This is a genomic window from Microbacterium sp. NPDC089320, assembly GCF_040684875.1.
Lineage (GTDB): Bacteria > Actinomycetota > Actinomycetes > Actinomycetales > Microbacteriaceae > Microbacterium.
Genome location: NZ_JBFBGY010000008.1, coordinates 28,777 through 46,052, shown reverse-complemented (window position 1 = coordinate 46,052; position 17,276 = coordinate 28,777). Strand labels below are relative to the sequence as shown.

The window sequence follows — 17,276 nt, the reverse complement described above, 5'->3', positions numbered from 1 at the left end:
AAGCCTATCGCTCCGAGGGAAGGTCGGAATCGGTGGATGCCGGGTCGCGACGACCGCGGACGACGAGCCAGACGACGATGCCCGCGATGACGAGCGCGCCGAGGATCCCGAGCACCCAGATCATGGCCGTCGACGCGGACGAGTCCTCTTCGACGGGGGCCGGGGTGGCGTCCGTGCCGGGGCCCGCGGTCGCGCTCGGCTCGGGCGCGGCTGTGGCGGTCGCAGTCGGCTCGCCGCTCGGCTCCGCGGTCGGTGCGGCCTCGGTGCTGGTCGTGACCGTGAAGTCGAACTCTCCCGAAGTGGGGTGGCCGTCGCTCGACACGACCTTCCAGATCACGTGGTAGACGCCGGCGGGGGCCTCCGCGGCGAGAGGCTGGGTGACGATCGCGCCCTCGACGGTGGCCGCGCCATCGGTGACCGAGCCGCCGGACGGATCCGTCACGACGACCTCGGTCGCGCCGGTCTCATCGATGAGCTTCGCGCTGAAGGTGAGGGTCAACTCGTCGGGAAGTACGTCGACAGTGGAGTCGGCCTCGGGGGAGGAGGCGAGCAGGCTGTCGTGCGCGGAGGCGGAGAGGGGCGCGAACAGCACCAGGAACGCGGTCAGGAGAGCGGCCGCGAGGGCGATCGGAGCTGTGGGGAGGCGACGAACTGTGGTTTTCACATGCTCAGCCTATGAAGTGTCGGTATGCGGCGCCTGAGTGTGAAGCGAGCTCCCGCGAGCGGCGTCCGATCAGTTAGTCTGGAGGACTAGGAGGGCATAGTGACAGACAGCCAGAATCGATCGGGCGGAGACGCCGCGATCCACCGTCCCGGCGAGCAGAGGCACGACGTGACGCAGACGTTCGGGCATGACTCGGACCTCTCCTTCGTGCCCTTCGGCGCAGAGCTCACCGATGTGGAGCAGGGCGCCATCGCTGCCCTCCCCTCCGGTTCCGCGCTGCTTCTCGTGCGCTCCGGAGCTCTGGCGGGTGCCCGCTACCTCCTCGACACCGATGTGACGACGGTGGGGCGCCACCCCGAGGCGGACATCTTCTTCGACGACGTGACCGTCTCGCGCCGCCATGCCGAAGTCACCCGCAACGGATCGACGTTCGAGATCATCGACCAGCGTTCACTCAACGGCACGTACGTGAACGGTGAGCGCGTCGACCGCAGTGCGCTGGTCGACGGCACCGAGCTTCGTGTCGGCAAGTTCCGGCTGAACTTCTTCGCCTCTCCCGTCGATCGCGTCGCGGCGATCGACTGATGGCGGCTTCCCCCGCCCGCGAACGCACGGCGTCCGCGGGCCTTCTGAGCATCGGTCAGGTGCTGGCCCGGCTCACGCCCGAGTTTCCCGAGCTCACCTCCAGCAAGCTCCGCTTCCTCGAGGTGCAGGGGATCGTCAGCCCGTCCCGAACGGAATCCGGCTACCGCAAGTTCTCGCAGGCCGACATCGAGCGGCTGCGCCTCGGGCTCACTCTGCAGCGCGACCACTACCTCCCGCTCAGCATCATCCGAGAGCAGCTCGACGAGGCTGAGGCCAACGGCGAAGCCGCGACCCTCGCCCCGCCGCCCTCGATCACGCCCACCCCTCGGCGCTACCGTCGGGGGGAACTGCTGTCGGCGGCCGGCGCGGGACCGCAGCTTCTCAACGACGCGATCAGCACGGGTGTGATCGTCGCTCAGGAGAGCTACCCCGAATCGACGGTCACCCTGCTGCGCGGCCTTGTCGCTCTCGATCGGCACGGCATCGAGCCGCGGCACCTGCGTTCGCTGAGGCAGGGGGCCGAGCGCGAGGTCGCGCTCATCGAGTCCGCGATGTCGTCGCTGCTCCGCCGCACGGATGCCGCGTCGCGAGCCAAGGCGAGCGAGATGGCGCCGAACCTCGCCTCGAAGATCGACGAGGTTCGCTCGCTCTTCGTCAAGGACGCACTGACCAGGTTGCTTTCGTAACGAACTGATTGCGACACACCTTCGGTGTCCCACGGATGTCATTGCCGGTGCCCGAGGGCTGCTCTAGCGTGGAGGTAACAGCTCCAGGGAGGATTTCACATGAGTGCGGATGAGCGTGCAGGCGACCCGCGGTTCGCGCCGGAACTCCTCTTCACCGACGGGCTGCCGGCCATGGACGACGAGGTCGGCTACCGCGGCGCGGTGGCAGCTCGTGCGGCCGGCATCACCTACCGACAGCTGGACTACTGGGCTCGCACCGAGCTGGTGGAGCCCACGGTGCGGGGGGCCAGCGGTTCCGGATCGCAGCGCCTCTACGGCTTCCGCGACATCCTCGTTCTCAAGCTCGTGAAGAGCCTTCTCGACACCGGCATCTCGTTGCAGCAGATCCGCACTGCGGTGGATGAGCTCCGTCGCGCGGGCATCCGTGATCTCGCCGGAACGACGTTGATGAGCGACGGCGCCTCGGTCTACCTGTGCACCTCGAACGACGAGGTCATCGACCTGGTCAGCCGTGGCCAGGGCGTGTTCGGCATCGCCGTGGGCAAGGTCCTGCGCGAGGTCGAGTCCACCCTCGTCGAGTTCGATGCGACAGCGCCCGACCCGGTCGACGAGCTGTCGGCACGTCGCTCGCGGCGATCTGCCTAAACATCCGCGACATACGTCACGCGAGCGCACCCGCGCGATACGAAGAAACGGCCACCCTCGCGAGAGGATGGCCGTTCCGCTGTCTGCGGTGAGTCAGGCCTGCATGCCCGAGTCGGCCACCTGGATCCGGCCCGTGCGGATGATCCGATCGAGCAGCTGGTCGAAGTCGGCGGCGAGCTCCTGGGCCGAGTCGCCCGGCCAGATGTGCAGGGGCTTCGCCGCGCCCTGCGCCTGCTGCAGCGACGTGCGCTCCGGCAGCTGGGGAGAGAGGACCAGCGGGCCGAACATGTCACGCAGCTCCTTGATGCGGAATTGGTGCTCGATCGACTGCGGGCGCACGCGGTTCACGACGATGCCCAACGGCTGCAGTCGGGGGGAGAGGCCACGACGGATCTCTTCGATCGCCCGCAGCGCACGGTCGGCCGCGGCGACCGAGAAGAGCCCCGGCTCGGTGACGACCATCACACGATCGCTCGCCGCCCATGCGGTGCGGGTGAGCGCGTTCAGCGACGGGGCGCAGTCGATGAGGACCAGATCGTAATCGGCCTCGACGGCGGCGAGAGCCTCTTCGAGCTTCCAGACGTCGCGCACGCTCGGGTGCGGGCCGTCGAAGTTGATCGCGGACGGGCTTCCGATCAGCACGTCGATGGTTCCGGGGTGCACCTTCGCCCAGCCGCTGGAGGTGATCGCCTGACGGACGACCTTCTCCTTCGGGTTCGCCAGGACATCGGCGATGTTGAGCCGACCTGCCACCTGGATGTCCATGCCGGTGGACACATCGGACTGCGGGTCGAGGTCGACGACGAGCGTCCGGACACCACGGGCGAAGGCCGCTGAGGCCAGGCCGAGGGTCACGGTCGTCTTGCCGACGCCTCCCTTGAGAGAGCTGACGCTGAGTACGTGCACGAACACCACGTTACCTTCCCCTAGGCTGGGTGCACACTCAGCCCCGCCCCATGCGCGACGAATCAGCTGCGCATCGAGCTTCCAGAGGTGTGCATGTTCCAGAAGATCCTTGTGGCGAACCGCGGCGAGATCGCGATCCGTGCCTTCCGCGCGGCTTTCGAAGTCGGGGCCAGGACAGTGGCGGTGTTCCCGCATGAGGACCGTGGTTCGGTTCATCGGCTCAAGGCCGATGAAGCCTACGAGATCGGCGAACGCGGTCATCCGGTGCGTGCCTATCTCGACGTGGATGAGATCATCCGGGTCGCGAAGGATGCCGGAGCCGATGCGATCTACCCGGGGTACGGGTTCCTCTCGGAGAACCCGGAGCTGGCGGAGAAGGCGGCAGCGAACGGCATCGTCTTCATCGGTCCTCCCGCGAAGGTCCTCGAGATGGCGGGCAACAAGGTCGAGGCCAAACGTCACGCGATCGAGGCCGGCGTTCCGGTGCTCCGTTCGACCGAGGCGTCCGATGACGTCGAGGCACTCGTCGCCCAGGCCGCCGCGATCGGCTTCCCGCTCTTCGCCAAGGCCGTCGCCGGCGGCGGTGGGCGCGGCATGCGTCGTGTCGAGTCCGCGGACGAACTCGCTCCGGCACTGGCGGAGGCGATGCGCGAGGCTGCCAGCGCGTTCGGCGACCCGAGGATGTTCCTCGAGCAGGCGGTGCTCCGCCCCCGGCACATCGAAGTGCAGATCCTGGCCGACAAGACGGGCGAGACCGTGCACCTCTTCGAGCGGGACTGCTCGGTGCAGCGCCGTCACCAGAAGGTGGTGGAGATCGCTCCCGCGCCCAACCTCGACGACGGCATCCGCACCGCGCTGCACGGCTACGCCGTCGCGTTCGCCCGCTCGATCGGATACGAGAACGCCGGAACGGTGGAGTTCCTGCTCGAGACAGCCGGGGAGCGCACGGGCGAGGTCGTCTTCATCGAGATGAATCCGCGCATCCAGGTCGAGCACACCGTGACCGAAGAGGTGACGGACGTCGACCTCGTGCAGAGTCAGATGCGCATCGCCGCAGGGCAGACGCTCGCCGAGCTCGGTCTGGAGCAGGAGAACCTCCACGTGCGGGGGGCTGCTCTGCAGTGCCGCATCACGACGGAGGACCCGACTCAGGGGTTCCGTCCGGACACCGGCAAGATCACCACCTATCGATCGCCGGGTGGCGCAGGAATCCGGCTCGATGGCGGCACCGTGCATCAGGGCGCCCAGATCAGCCCGCACTTCGACTCCATGCTCGCCAAGCTCACCTGTCGCGGCCGCGACTACCCGGCTGCCGTGGCGCGTGCGCGACGGGCGCTGGCAGAGTTCCGCATTCGGGGCGTCTCGACCAACATCCCGTTCCTGCAGGCGCTGCTCGAGGATGACGCGTTCATCGCCGGCGACGTGAGCACATCGTTCATCGACGAGCGCCCCGACCTCCTCCGCGGACGCGAGTCCAAGGACCGCGGCACTCGAATCCTCAACTGGCTGGTGGACGTCACGGTCAACAAGCCGCACGGCGCTCACCCGGGTTCCCTGGATCCGCGAGCCAAGCTGCCGGCCGTCGACCTGTCCTCCACCCCGGTCGCGGGTTCGAGGCAGCGCCTGCTCGAGCTCGGGCCGGAGGGCTTCGCGAAGAGCCTTCGCGCGCAGAGTGCTCTCGCGATCACCGACACGACCTTCCGCGACGCCCACCAGTCCCTGCTCGCCACCCGGGTGCGCACGAGGGATCTCGTCGCGGTCGCACCGCATATCGCCAGACTGACGCCGGAGCTGTTCTCGGTCGAGGCGTGGGGTGGGGCGACCTACGACGTCGCCCTGCGCTTCCTCGGGGAGGACCCCTGGGAGCGACTCGACAAGCTGCGGGCCGCTCTTCCCAACATCGCGATCCAGATGCTTCTCCGCGGACGCAACACCGTGGGCTACACGCCGTATCCGACAGCCGTCACCGAGGCCTTCGTCACGGAGGCGGCGGCGAGCGGCGTCGACATCTTCCGCATCTTCGATGCCCTCAACGACATCGAGCAGATGCGTCCGGCGATCGACGCGGTGCGAAGCACGGGCACCGCGGTCGCCGAGGTCGCGCTCTGCTACACGGGTGACCTTCTCAATCCGGCCGAGGATCTGTACACCCTCGACTACTACCTGGGACTCGCCGACCAGATCGTCGAGGCGGGCGCGCACATCCTCGCGATCAAGGACATGGCGGGACTTCTGCGCCCCGCTGCCGCGGCGAAGCTCGTCACCGCGTTGCGCGAACGCTTCGATCTCCCGGTGCACCTGCACACCCACGACACCCCTGGGGGACAGCTCGCCACCCTGCTCGCTGCCAGTGCAGCGGGAGTGGATGCGGTCGACGCGGCATCCGCTCCGCTCTCCGGCACGACGAGCCAGCCCTCTCTGTCGTCTCTCGTCGCTGCGCTCGCGCACACCGAACGCGACAGCGGAATCTCGCTCGACGGCGTCTCGGATCTGGAGCCGTATTGGGAGTCGGTCCGCCGGATGTATGCGCCGTTCGAATCCGGGCTTCCGGGACCCACGGGTCGGGTCTACCACCACGAGATCCCGGGCGGCCAGCTGTCGAATCTGCGTCAGCAGGCGAAGGCGCTCGGCCTCGCGGACGACTTCGAGCTGATCGAGGACATGTACGCCGCCGCCGACCGCATCCTCGGTCGGGTTCCCAAGGTGACGCCGTCATCGAAGGTGGTCGGAGACCTCGCACTGCATCTGGCGGCGGTGAAGGCGGACCCCGCTGATTTCGAGGCGAATCCGGAGAAGTACGACGTCCCGGACTCCGTCGTCGGCTTCATGGCCGGTGAACTCGGCGACCTTCCCGGGGGATGGCCGGAGCCGTTCCGCACGAAGGTGCTCGCGGGACGCTCGGTGCGCTCAGGCATGACGGAGATATCGCCCGACGATGAGGCGGCCCTCGCGGGTGACGGTGCGGCACGTCGAGCGAGGCTGAACACGCTGCTGTTCCCCGCGCCGATGCGCGAGTTCACCGAACGACGCGAGCTGTTCGGAGACCTCTCCGTGCTCGACACGGCCGACTATCTCTACGGTCTCGTGCAGGGGCAGGAGCACGTGGTCGAGATCGATCGCGGCGTTCAGCTGTATGTGGGACTCGAAGCCATCGGCGACGCGGATGACAAGGGCATGCGCACCGTCATGACCACCCTCAACGGTCAGCTGCGACCTGTGTTCGTGCGCGATCGATCGGTGGCGGTGGAGGTGCACGATGTCGAGAAGGCCGACACCTCGCTGCCCGGTCAGGTGGCTGCACCGTTCTCGGGCGTCGTGACGCTGAAAGCCGAGGTCGGCGACTCGGTGCGCGCCGGTGAACCGGTCGCGTCCATCGAGGCGATGAAGATGGAGGCCGCCATCACGGCCTCGGTCGACGGCGTCGTCGAGCGCCTCGCGATCGGCACGACCCAGCAGGTCGAGGCAGGAGATCTTTTGGTCGTGATCCGCCCGGCGCACTAATCTTGTGCGGGCGAGGCCGCGTTCGACGCAACGCACCCGAGGCCCGCACAAGCTTGGAGTGACACAGTGACCCCGAAGAACGTGGCAGACAACGAGGACGATGAGTCCAGAGGGGTCCTCGACGACGCGATGTCGTTGGACACCTCGGCCATCGGCATACTCGGCAGCAACACCGCGCAGGTGAGCGTCGTGCTCCCCGCCGACGATGACGACGACCTGGAGGACGATGGCGTCATCGACGGCGAAGTCGTCGCCGATCTGATCATCGACGAGCCTGTGGCCGCCGCGAAGGCCGCCGCTGACACCACGGCGACCGCAGAGATCTCACCGGCACCGCTCGGTGCGGCCCCGATGATCATCGAGTTGCCGCCCGAGCCCGCGGGGGAAGGGGCCCGGAGGCCCGAGGCGGAGCTGGAGCCGGTGAACGAGCCGGAGCCGGAAGACGAGGCAGAGCCGGAGCCGGAGCCGGACACAGAGTCGCAAGACCAGCCGGACGCGGAGTCGGAGTTCGATCCGGAGTCGGAAGGCGATCCGGAGCCGGACTCCGAGGAGGTGCCGGTCTTCGAGGAGGTGTCGGCCGCGGAGATCGAGATGGAGCCGGAGACCGAGGCAGAGCTCGACGCCGAGTCCGACGCGGAGCCGGAGCTCGAGGCCGAGGCCGAGCCTGACCCGGAGTCAGACGCAGAGCCGGAGCCCGAGGCCGCGGACGAGGCCGATCCAGAGTCCTACGCAAAGCCGGAGCCCGAAGCCGAGCCGGAGCCCGAAGCCGAGGCGGAGCTCGATCCAGACGCAGAGCCGGAGCGGGAGGCCACGCCTGACGCCGACGTCTCGCCCGCTCCGAACGTGCAGCCCGAGACCGAATCCGAAGGCCCGCGTGAGCCCGCGCGCACACGTGACCACGCTGCCGTGACCGGATCGCTGACCGGCGTCCGCGCTGACCTGTCCGTGAAGCCGGACGCGGCGCCGGCTGACGCCATCGCAGCAGAGACCGCCGCGGCCGCGGCGTTCATCGCGAGGGCGAAGGCCGACATCGATGCCGCGCCGATCACGCGCAGGGCCTCGGCGGCATCATCGCTCGCGAAGAAGGAGAGTTCGGCAGTGGACGCACAGACACCCAGGAGCGCCGTGGCCCCCGCGACCCGATCGTCGCGCGCCGACATGCAGCTGTCGTCGAAGCGTCTGGACGATCTCGGCGACTCCTCGCGCGAGAGCGCCGACCTCTTGACCGCCGACCGGCTGCTCGATCCGCATCGTCTCGCCAAGCCGGAGCCCGAAGGCGCATGGAGCCACTTTCTCTACGCGATCTCCGGGCGCCGGATCAACATCGGTGACGGACGCCGCGCTCGCGAGCGGAAGGCGCTGAGCGCCAGGATCGCCGCTCCGATCGTCGGAGGGGCCCGGTTCGTCCCCGTGTTGTCGCGCAAGGGTGGAGTCGGCAAGACGACGATCACCGCGCTGCTCGGCATGGCTCTCGCCGATGCGCGCGACGATCGCGTGATCGCGGTCGACGCCAACCCCGACCGCGGTACCCTCGCGGAGCGCGTGGTCCGGCCTCACCACAACAAGTCGGTGCGTGATCTCGTACGCATCCATGACGAGGTCAGGGGGTATCACGACATCTCGGCGATCGTGGCCCGCGACGCCACTCGCCTCGACGTGCTCGCCTCCGACTCGGACCCTCGGATCGCCGAGGCGTTCAGCGACAGCGACTACCGCGACGTGGCCGGCGTCGCCGCGCACTACTACTCGCTCGTGCTCACGGACACCGGAACCGGCATCGTGCACTCGGTGATGTCGGCCACGCTCGATCTGGCCGACCAGATCGTCATCGTCTCGGGGCTGAGTGTGGATGAGGCGCGTCTGGCCTCCGAGACCCTGACCTGGCTCGAGAGCAACGGATACGCCGAGCAGGCCCGCGAGGCCGTCGTCGTCCTGAACCAGTCGACGCCCGGTGCTCCGCTGGTGCGCCTCAATGAGCTCGAGGCGCATTTCGGCACCCGGGCGAAGCATGTGGTGCGGATGCCGTATGACTCGCAGATCGCCGGTGGGGGGACCATCGTCTTCGCCAACCTCCAGCCGGAGACACGGGTGGCTGCGCGCGAGCTCGCCGCCCTGCTCGTCGAGGGCCTGCGGGCGAAGGGCGCCTGATGACCGTTCGTGAGATCCGGGTCTTCGGAGACCCCGTGCTTCGCACCGTCTGCGCGCCCATCGACCGCATCGACGACGGGGTGCGTTCGCTCGTGGCCGATCTGATCGACACCGTCGAAGTGCCCGGCCGTGCCGGTGTCGCGGCTCCGCAGATCGGCGTCGCGCTCCGTGCCTTCAGCTACAACATCGACGGGGACATCGGCTACGTGCTCAACCCTGTCCTGGCCGAGGTCCGTGGCGAGCCGGTGCCGACAGGGGAGGGGTGCCTGTCGGTTCCCGGCCTGTGGCACGATGCCCTGCGTCACCCGTGGGCGAGGGTCGAGGGCATCGACCTCGACGGTCGGCCCGTGGTGCTCGAAGGCAGCGGCCTCATGGCGCAGGCGCTGCAGCACGAGACCGACCACCTCGACGGAAAGCTCTATCTCACGCGCCTGGATGCCGAGACGCGCAAGCGTGCGATGCGCGAGGTCAGGGAGAGCGCCTGGTTCTGATCATCGGACATGACGAGAAAGGCCCCGCCGGAGCGGGGCCTTTCTGCTGTCTCGAGGTGGTCAGCCGCCGATCGCGACGTTCGTGGTCGTGACGGGTTCGTCGTAGATCGCGGCGATCTCGTCGGCGAAGTCGTTCATGATGACGTTCCGCTTGATCGACAGCTTCGGTGTGAGGTGGCCCGAGGCCTCGGTCCATTCGCTGTCGAGGATCGTGAACTTGCGGATCGATTCCGCACGCGAGACGCGGGCGTTGGCGCCGTCGACCGCCTTCTGGATCTCGGCACGGACCGCGTCGTTCGTGGCGGCCTCGGCGAGGGACATCTCCTTCGGCAGCCCGGCGTTGGCGAGCCAGGTCGGCAGCATCTCAGGGTCCAGGGTGACGAGCGCGGAGATGAACGGACGCTGGTCGCCGACGACGACGACCTGGCCGATGATCGGATTGGCGCGGATGGGGTCCTCCAGCGCGGCCGGCGCGACGTTCTTCCCACCGGCCGTGACGATGATCTCCTTCTTGCGGCCCGTGATGGTGAGGAAACCCTCCGAGTCGAAGCTGCCGATGTCACCCGTGTGGAACCAGCCGCCGTCGCTGAACGCCTCCGCCGTGGCCTCCGGGTTGTTCCAGTACTCCTTGAAGACGTTGATGCCCCGCACCTCGACCTCGCCGTCGTCTGCGAGCCGCACACCCACGCCGGGAAGCGCCGGGCCCACCGTGCCGATCTTCGACTTGTCGGCGAGGTTCACGGTCGCGGGGGCGGTCGTCTCGGTGAGACCGTACCCTTCGAGGATCACGACTCCGAGGCTGTGGAAGAAGTGACCGAGACGCGCACCGAGGGGAGCGGAGCCCGACACGGCGTAGACGACCCGACCGCCCATGGCCTCACGCAGCTTGCTGTAGACGAGCTTGTTGAAGAGGGCGAACTTGAGCTTGGTCCCGAACGGGATGCTCTTGCCCTCCTCGAGGAGCTTCGAGTGCTGGATCGCGACGTCCGCGGCCGCGCGGAAGATCTTCCCCTTGCCCCCGGCCTCCGCCTTCTGCTCGGCGGAGTTGTAGACCTTCTCGAACACGCGCGGAACGGCGAGGAGGAAGGTCGGCTTGAACGACCCGAGTGCGGGGAGGAGCTGGCGTGTGTCGGGCTGGTGTCCCGTGCGCACGCCGGCGTGGATGTTGAGGATCGAGATGAAGCGGGCGAAGACATGCGCCGTCGTGATGAAGAGCAGCGTCGAGGAGCCCGGTGTCTGGACGACCGCATCCAGCGCCTTCGCCGAGTTGCGAGAGAGTTCGACGAAGTTGCTGTGGGTGAGGACGCAGCCCTTGGGGCGGCCGGTCGATCCGGAGGTGTAGATGAGAGTGGCGATGTCGGAGCCGACGGCGAGGCTGCGCAGGCGCTCGATCTCGGCATCCGTCACGGAGGCACCCTGAGCGGTGAGCGAATCGATCGCGCCGAGGTGGAGCTGCCACACCTCGCGGAGCAGCGGGAGGTCGCCGCGCACCTCGTCGAGCCGGGCGTAGTGCTCGGGCGACTCGACCACGAGGGCGATGGCGCCGGAGTCCTCGAGGATCCACTGGATCTGCGACGGCGAGCTGGTCTCGTAGATCGGGACCATCACGGCGCCGGCATAGAAGAGGGCGAAGTCGACCAGGGTCCACTCGTACGTCGTGCGGGCGAGGAAGCCCACCTTCTCGCCGGGCTGGATGCCGGCGGCCACGAAGCCCTTGGCCAGCGCGATGACGGCCGTCTCGAAGTCGGCTGCGCTGATGTCGCGCCATCCGTCACCCTCGGGCACGGAGAAGAGCGGGCGATCGGGAGTCGCCTGGACGCGCTTGGCGAGCAGGTCGGCGACGTTCGCGTCTGGATCGGCGGGGACGACGGCGGGGACTTCAAACTGGACCACGGCAGCTCCTTCGGTACCGGTCGGGCACTGGGTTGCACACGAGTCTAGGGCATGACACTGGGTCGCATATATGGTGACACTGAGTCGCCGCCCGGGTCTCGCGCGACGCCGGCTGTGGCGGATGCCGAGCGCGGCGCTAGACTTCACCTCGATGTTCTACTGGCTGATGAAGTACGTGGTGATCGGCCCCGTGGTGAAAGCGATCTTCCGACCATGGGTCGTCGGGCGCGCGAACATCCCGGCGAACGGCGCGGCGATCCTCGCGAGCAACCACCTCTCGTTCGCCGACTCGATCTTCCTCCCGCTGATGATCGATCGCCCGATGTCGTTCCTCGCCAAGAGCGACTACTTCACGGGGCGCGGGATCAAGGGCTGGGCCACGAAGTTCTTCATGAAGGCGACCGGACAGATCCCGATCGACCGCTCAGGCGGCAAGGCGTCAGAGGCCTCCCTCAACACCGGTCTGCAGGTGCTCGGGCGCGGCGACCTGCTCGGCATCTACCCCGAGGGCACACGGAGCCCTGACGGGAGGCTCTACCGAGGTCGCACGGGCATCGCGCGCATGGCCATGGAGGCCAAGGTGCCCGTGATCCCCGTGATCATGGTCGACACCGATACCGCGATGCCCATCGGGCAGCGTCTGCCACGCGTGGTCCGGGTCGGGATCGTCATCGGCGAGCCCCTGGACTTCTCGCGTTATGCGGGTATGGAGAACGATCGCTACATCCTCCGGTCGGTCACGGACGAGATCATGGTCGCCCTCCAGAGACTGGGGGAGCAGCAGTACGACGACGTCTACGCATCGACCGTGAAGGACCGGCTCCCGGCCCGCGTCACACAGCGCTCCTGAGGCATCCCGGCTTCGCCGCGAGCACTAGGCTGGACACATGCTCCAGCACCACATCGACGCGCTTGATGCGTGGCGCTCGCTCCCGATCAAACAGCAGCCTCAGTGGGGCGACGCCGAGCGCGTCGCCGAGGTCTCCGACCAGATCTCGACGCTGCCGCCCCTGGTGTTCGCCGGCGAGGTCGACAACCTTCGTGACCGTCTGGCACGCGCGGCATCCGGACAGGCGTTCCTGCTCCAGGGTGGCGACTGCGCCGAGACGTTCGCCGGCGCCACCGCCGATCAGATCCGCAACCGGATCAAGACCGTTCTGCAGATGGCGGTCGTGCTGACATACGGTGCGTCGATGCCCGTCGTGAAGATGGGACGCATGGCCGGGCAGTTCGCCAAGCCGCGCTCGAGCGACACCGAGACCCGTGGCGATGTCACGCTTCCCGCGTACCGCGGCGACATCGTGAACGGCTACGACTTCACCGAGGCTTCGCGCCGCGCGGATCCCGGTCGCCTGCTTCAGGGCTACCACACGGCCGCGTCGACGTTGAACCTGATCCGCGCCTTCACGCAGGGTGGCTTCGCCGACCTGCGCGAGGTGCACTCGTGGAACAAGGGCTTCGCGCAGAACCCGGCCAACCAGCGTTACGAGCGCATGGCGGCCGAGATCGATCGTGCCATCAAGTTCATGGAGGCGGCAGGCGCCGACTTCGACGAGCTCACCCGCGTCGAGTTCTTCACCGGGCACGAGGGCCTGCTGATGGACTACGAGCGGCCGATGACCCGCATCGACTCCCGCACGGACACGCCGTTCAACACCTCGGCGCACTTCCTGTGGATTGGTGAGCGCACGCGTGAGCTCGACGGTGCGCACGTCGACTACTTCTCGAAGATCCGCAACCCCATCGGCGTGAAGCTCGGTCCGACCACATCACCCGAGACGGCGCTCGCGCTGATCGACAAGCTCGACCCGAACCGCGAGCCGGGCCGTCTGACGTTCATCACTCGCATGGGCGCGGGCAAGATCCGCGACGCACTGCCGCCGCTGCTCGAGGCCGTCCGCGACTCGGGCGCGCAGCCGCTGTGGGTCACCGACCCCATGCACGGCAACGGCATCACGACGCCCACCGGATACAAGACGCGTCGATTCGACGACGTCGTCGATGAGGTCCGCGGGTTCTTCGAGGCGCACCGCGCGGTGGGCACCTTCCCCGGCGGCATCCATGTCGAGCTCACCGGTGACGACGTCACCGAGTGCCTCGGTGGATCCGAGCACATCGATGAGGCCGCCCTCGCGACCCGCTACGAGAGCCTGTGCGACCCGCGTCTGAACCACATGCAGTCGCTCGAACTCGCGTTCCTCGTTGCCGAAGAGCTCGAGAAGCGCTGATCGACCCCGCATGCAGAGGTCCTCTCCCCGCCCGGGGAGAGGACCTCTTCTGCGTGGAGTTCGCGACGGGAGGGCGTGCGGGCGGCGCGCGACCCGCACCGGTGCGCTTCTCTCAGAATGCGCTGCTGCGAATCTGGAGGGTGATCTCGGTGCCCTTCGCACGCTGCGCTCCTGCGCCGGGATCGGACCCGCTCACCTCGGTGAAGTCGTTGGGGAACGCGTTCCAGATGCCGTTCCAGGTGGGTTCGAAGCCGGCATTCCGGATCGCCTGAGCAGCCTCATCGCGGGTCATCCCCTCGACATCCGGAACGGGGAACAACTCGGGGCCCTTCGAGACGATCAGCTGCACCGTATCGCCGGGGCGTCGGTTCCCCTCTTCGGCGCGGTCCGTGACGCCGATGACGACATCCTTCGCGACGGAGTCGCTGAACACGAACTGCGACTCCGGGTTGACCTCGACGCCCTTGTCCCGCAGCGTGTTCGTGGCCTGCTCGACGCTCATCCCCGCGACATCGGGAAACGCGCCGGCGGAGACATACAGTTCCACCGTGTCGTCCTCGAACAGCTCGCATCCCTCGGCGCAGGCGTACACCTCGCCGCCGTCGCGAGGTGTCACGAAGGCGTTGATCACGCGCCCCGCCTCGGCATCCGAGAAGAGGAGCAGAGACGTCTCGGCCACGTTGACCCTGATGTCCGCGAGATAGTCGCGGGCTTCCTGTTCTGTCTTGCCGTTGAGGGTCTCGGCGGTATGCGATGCCGGTCCCGAGGAGACGAAGACGGTGACCTCGGCGCCCTTGTCGAGCCGTTCGCCCTCATCGGGGTCGGTGCGGATCGTCTCGCCGGCGGCGATGTCGATGGAGCTCTCCTCGCCGCGCACGGGCGTGAAGCCCTCGGCGGTCAAGGCCGATGCGGCATCGTCGTACGACAGGCCGGCGACACCGGGTACGGCGACGAGGGAGCCCGGACCGGACCCGAACCACCAGCCCACACCTCCCGCGACCGTCGCCAGAAGCAGCACCAGCGTCAGCAGGAAGGCGCCCCGTGCGCGGCGCCGTGACGAGCGTCGTCGCAGGAGCGTGGCGTTGTCGACGGCGGCCGGGGCCGGAGCGGTCGGGTCGGCGATGACCATCGTGCTCGGCATCACCTTGGTGAGGTCCGCCGAGTCCGCCTGGGAGCGCTGCGACGTCGTCGCCGCGGCGACGGCAGGTGCGATGCCGAGCCCCCGCTCGATCTCGCGCAGGCGTTCCAGCATCTGCTGGGCATCGTCGGGGCGTTCGTCCGGCGACTTCTCCGTGGCCCAGAGCACGAGCTCGTCGAGCTCCTCAGGCACGCCGGGGTTCCGCACGCTCGGGCGCGGCACGGACTCGGTCGCGTGCTGGAAGGCGATCTGCATGGGCTGCTCGCCCTTGTAGGGCTGTTCGCCGACGAGCATCTCGTAGAGCATGATGCCCAGAGCGTAGATGTCGCTTCTGGCGTCGGCAGTGCCGCGCGTGACGAGCTCGGGCGCGAGATAGGCGATGGTGCCGAGCAGCTGCTGCCCGGTGGCGGTGTTCGCCGTGGTCGCGCGGGCGAGGCCGAAGTCGCCGATCTTGATGCGCCCGTCTTCGGCCAGCAGCACGTTCTCGGGCTTCACGTCACGGTGGACGATTCCGGCGCGGTGGGCTGCCGAGAGACCGGCGAGCACCGCATCCATGATCGTGATCGTCTGGGGGATCGTGAGGCGCTTCTGCTCACGCAGCAGTTCGCGCAGCGTGATGCCGGGAAGATATTCCATGACCAGGTAGGCGAGTTCGCCGTCCTGGCCCTGGTCGAACACGTTGACGACGTGGGGATCGGCCAGCCGCGCCGCAGCGCGCGCCTCTTGGATGAACCGGCTCTGGAAGGCGGAGTCGTCGCTCAGATGCGCATGCATGACCTTCAGTGCGATGCGCCGCTCGAGTCGGAGATCGGTGGCGACATAGACGGTGGCCATGCCTCCGCGCGCGATCCGGGCGCGAACCCGGTACCGACCGTCGACAAGCCGCCCGATGAGGGGGTCGGCCTGCTGATTGGTCGTCACGTCAAGATTCTATGGAGAACTGCCTGAAAGCCCCGGGAGCGGCTCGCCCCTTGAGGCTGCGGGTTTGCCCGGAAGGGCGTCACCCGTGGATGCCGAGCCACTGATGGGCCTGGGTCTCCCACTGGCCGTAACGATCGGGGTACGCCGAGATCTGCACGGCCTGCGCGGCATCCGTGAACGACATGCTCTCCCACCCCGGGATGTCGAAGAGTCCCCGAGAAGACTGCCCGTTCGGGTCCGATGAGCCGCCGAAGAAGACGCGAGTGCTCCGGTCGGCATCGACCGCCTGCTCGGGGGAGCCCCAGCCCATGCTGGGCCGCTGCTGGAAGAGGCCGAGGGAGTCGCGGTCTCCCCAGGTCAGATTGCGCATGCTGGATTCGACCATCGCGGTCGCGAGTGCGATCGCGATCGCTCGGTCGGGCGCGCCGAGTTCGCGTCCGACGCGGATGATGAGGGCGGCGTTCCCCGCCTGTTCCGCGTCGAGGTCCGCGAACAGCTGCGGGGGTGGCGTGGTCGCGGTCGGAGCGGAAGCCGGAGCGGGAGCCGCCGCAGCGGCGACGACCAGCGACTGCCCGGGGTAGATGATCGCCCCGGAACCGAGGCCGTTCAATGCGTAGAGCTGGGCGACTGTGGTGCCGTACTTCTTCGCGATCGCGAAGAGTGTGTCGCCCGCGGCGACGGCGTGCGTCTGGCCACCGGTCGCCGCGGGAACGGGCGCGGGCGTCTGCGCGGGTGCCGCCGACGGTGCGGCAGGGGGAGCGGAGGGGGCGGCGAGCGAGAGCTGCTGGCCCGGGTAGATGACGGACGCCCGCGTGAGACCGTTGGCAGCGAGAACGGCGTCGACGCTCGTTCCGTTCTTCTGCGCGATGCTGAACACCGTCTCGCCGGCGACCACGGTGTGGGTCGCGGTCGGGGCCGTCTGCACCGGCGACGGGGCGGACGAGGGTGCGGCGCCGCCCGCGAGCGACAGCGTCTGTCCGGGATAGATCACCGAGCGCCAGGTGAGTCCGTTCCATGCCAAGACGTCGACGGTGCGCAACCCGAAGCGGTTCGCGATCGACGAGATCGTGTCGCCTGGTCGCACCGTGTACGCGGCAGGAGGCGCCTCGGCGGGCACCCTGCCCGTCGGGGTCGCCTGCAGCCGCTCAATCGGAGCGGAGACCGCGTCGGCAGAGGCGGGGGTGGCGGCGATCGCCGCAGACAGCGTGCCCAGCAGGGCGGCGGGCACCCCGAGCTGGAGTGTGCGCGTTCGTCGCGCGACAGCAGGCGTTCTCACAGGGATCCCCCTTGTTCGGCGTCTGCCCACGCTGACACGGATGTAAACGGATGTCAACAGAAGTGACGGATGATACGGCTGGTGCCTCTGTGGTCGACCTCCGTCGCGAGAAATGCGATCTGCGCCCAGAGGTGAGATAGTGGCAACGTGTCTGTGCCGTCTGAAAGCAACCCGTCTGAAACCTCGCAGCCCGA

13 protein-coding genes are annotated in these 17,276 nt (G+C 68.2%); 8 read left to right on the top strand and 5 right to left on the bottom strand.

Going from position 1 to position 17,276, the window contains the following annotated elements; genetic code table 11:
• Nucleotides 1–4: 4 nt before the first annotated feature.
• Nucleotides 5–664, bottom strand: coding sequence for a copper resistance protein CopC (locus tag AB0N61_RS17415; protein ID WP_363365579.1), 660 nt, complete (start codon nucleotides 662–664; stop codon nucleotides 5–7).
• Nucleotides 665–763: 99 nt separating this feature from the next.
• Here AB0N61_RS17415 and AB0N61_RS17410 point away from each other — a divergent pair, with 99 nt between their 5' ends.
• From AB0N61_RS17410 to AB0N61_RS17400, 3 genes are all read left to right on the top strand, one after another.
• Complete coding sequence (locus AB0N61_RS17410) at nucleotides 764–1,249, top strand: FHA domain-containing protein (protein WP_167948841.1); 486 nt, start codon at nucleotides 764–766, stop codon at nucleotides 1,247–1,249.
• Nucleotides 1,249–1,935: a MerR family transcriptional regulator gene (locus AB0N61_RS17405; RefSeq protein WP_167948840.1), complete on the top strand. Its 687-nt coding sequence runs from the start codon at nucleotides 1,249–1,251 to the stop codon at nucleotides 1,933–1,935. The genes AB0N61_RS17410 and AB0N61_RS17405 overlap by 1 nt, the downstream gene beginning before the upstream one ends.
• Nucleotides 1,936–2,034: 99 nt before the next feature.
• Entirely contained in the window at nucleotides 2,035–2,580 is a 546-nt protein-coding gene (locus tag AB0N61_RS17400; RefSeq protein WP_167948839.1) for a MerR family transcriptional regulator, read from the top strand.
• Nucleotides 2,581–2,673: 93 nt separating this feature from the next.
• Here AB0N61_RS17400 and AB0N61_RS17395 read toward each other — a convergent pair whose 3' ends face one another.
• Nucleotides 2,674–3,486, bottom strand: coding sequence for a ParA family protein (locus tag AB0N61_RS17395; protein ID WP_167948897.1), 813 nt, complete (start codon nucleotides 3,484–3,486; stop codon nucleotides 2,674–2,676).
• A 93-nt stretch (nucleotides 3,487–3,579) separates the two neighbouring features.
• Here AB0N61_RS17395 and AB0N61_RS17390 point away from each other — a divergent pair, with 93 nt between their 5' ends.
• From AB0N61_RS17390 to def, 3 genes are all read left to right on the top strand, one after another.
• Nucleotides 3,580–6,987, top strand: coding sequence for a pyruvate carboxylase (locus AB0N61_RS17390; protein ID WP_363365578.1), 3,408 nt, complete (start codon nucleotides 3,580–3,582; stop codon nucleotides 6,985–6,987).
• Nucleotides 6,988–7,053: 66 nt separating this feature from the next.
• Nucleotides 7,054–9,135: an AAA family ATPase gene (locus AB0N61_RS17385; RefSeq protein WP_363365577.1), complete on the top strand. Its 2,082-nt coding sequence runs from the start codon at nucleotides 7,054–7,056 to the stop codon at nucleotides 9,133–9,135.
• Nucleotides 9,135–9,626 (top strand): peptide deformylase, encoded by a 492-nt coding sequence (gene def, locus AB0N61_RS17380; RefSeq protein WP_363365576.1) that lies wholly within the window; start codon nucleotides 9,135–9,137, stop codon nucleotides 9,624–9,626. Before AB0N61_RS17385 ends, def begins: the two co-directional genes overlap by 1 nt.
• 60 nt (nucleotides 9,627–9,686) lie before the next feature.
• Here the strand turns inward: def and AB0N61_RS17375 are convergent, their stop codons facing one another.
• Entirely contained in the window at nucleotides 9,687–11,519 is a 1,833-nt protein-coding gene (locus tag AB0N61_RS17375) for a long-chain fatty acid--CoA ligase (protein WP_363365575.1), read from the bottom strand.
• Nucleotides 11,520–11,670: 151 nt separating this feature from the next.
• Between AB0N61_RS17375 and AB0N61_RS17370 the strand changes: the two genes are divergently transcribed.
• Nucleotides 11,671–12,369 (top strand): lysophospholipid acyltransferase family protein, encoded by a 699-nt coding sequence (locus tag AB0N61_RS17370; protein WP_167948896.1) that lies wholly within the window; start codon nucleotides 11,671–11,673, stop codon nucleotides 12,367–12,369.
• Nucleotides 12,370–12,406: 37 nt separating this feature from the next.
• On the top strand, nucleotides 12,407–13,747 hold the full coding sequence (locus AB0N61_RS17365; protein ID WP_167948835.1) for a class II 3-deoxy-7-phosphoheptulonate synthase: 1,341 nt from the start codon (nucleotides 12,407–12,409) through the stop codon (nucleotides 13,745–13,747).
• Between the two features lie 112 nt (nucleotides 13,748–13,859).
• On the opposite strand, the gene pknB is transcribed toward AB0N61_RS17365, so the two are convergent.
• Nucleotides 13,860–15,806 carry a Stk1 family PASTA domain-containing Ser/Thr kinase gene (gene pknB / locus AB0N61_RS17360; RefSeq protein ID WP_363365574.1) on the bottom strand — a complete coding sequence of 649 codons (1,947 nt, stop codon included), beginning with the start codon at nucleotides 15,804–15,806 and terminating at the stop codon, nucleotides 13,860–13,862.
• Between the two features lie 79 nt (nucleotides 15,807–15,885).
• On the bottom strand, nucleotides 15,886–17,082 hold the full coding sequence (locus tag AB0N61_RS17355; protein ID WP_363365573.1) for a LysM peptidoglycan-binding domain-containing protein: 1,197 nt from the start codon (nucleotides 17,080–17,082) through the stop codon (nucleotides 15,886–15,888).
• Between the last annotated feature and the right edge of the window lie 194 nt (nucleotides 17,083–17,276).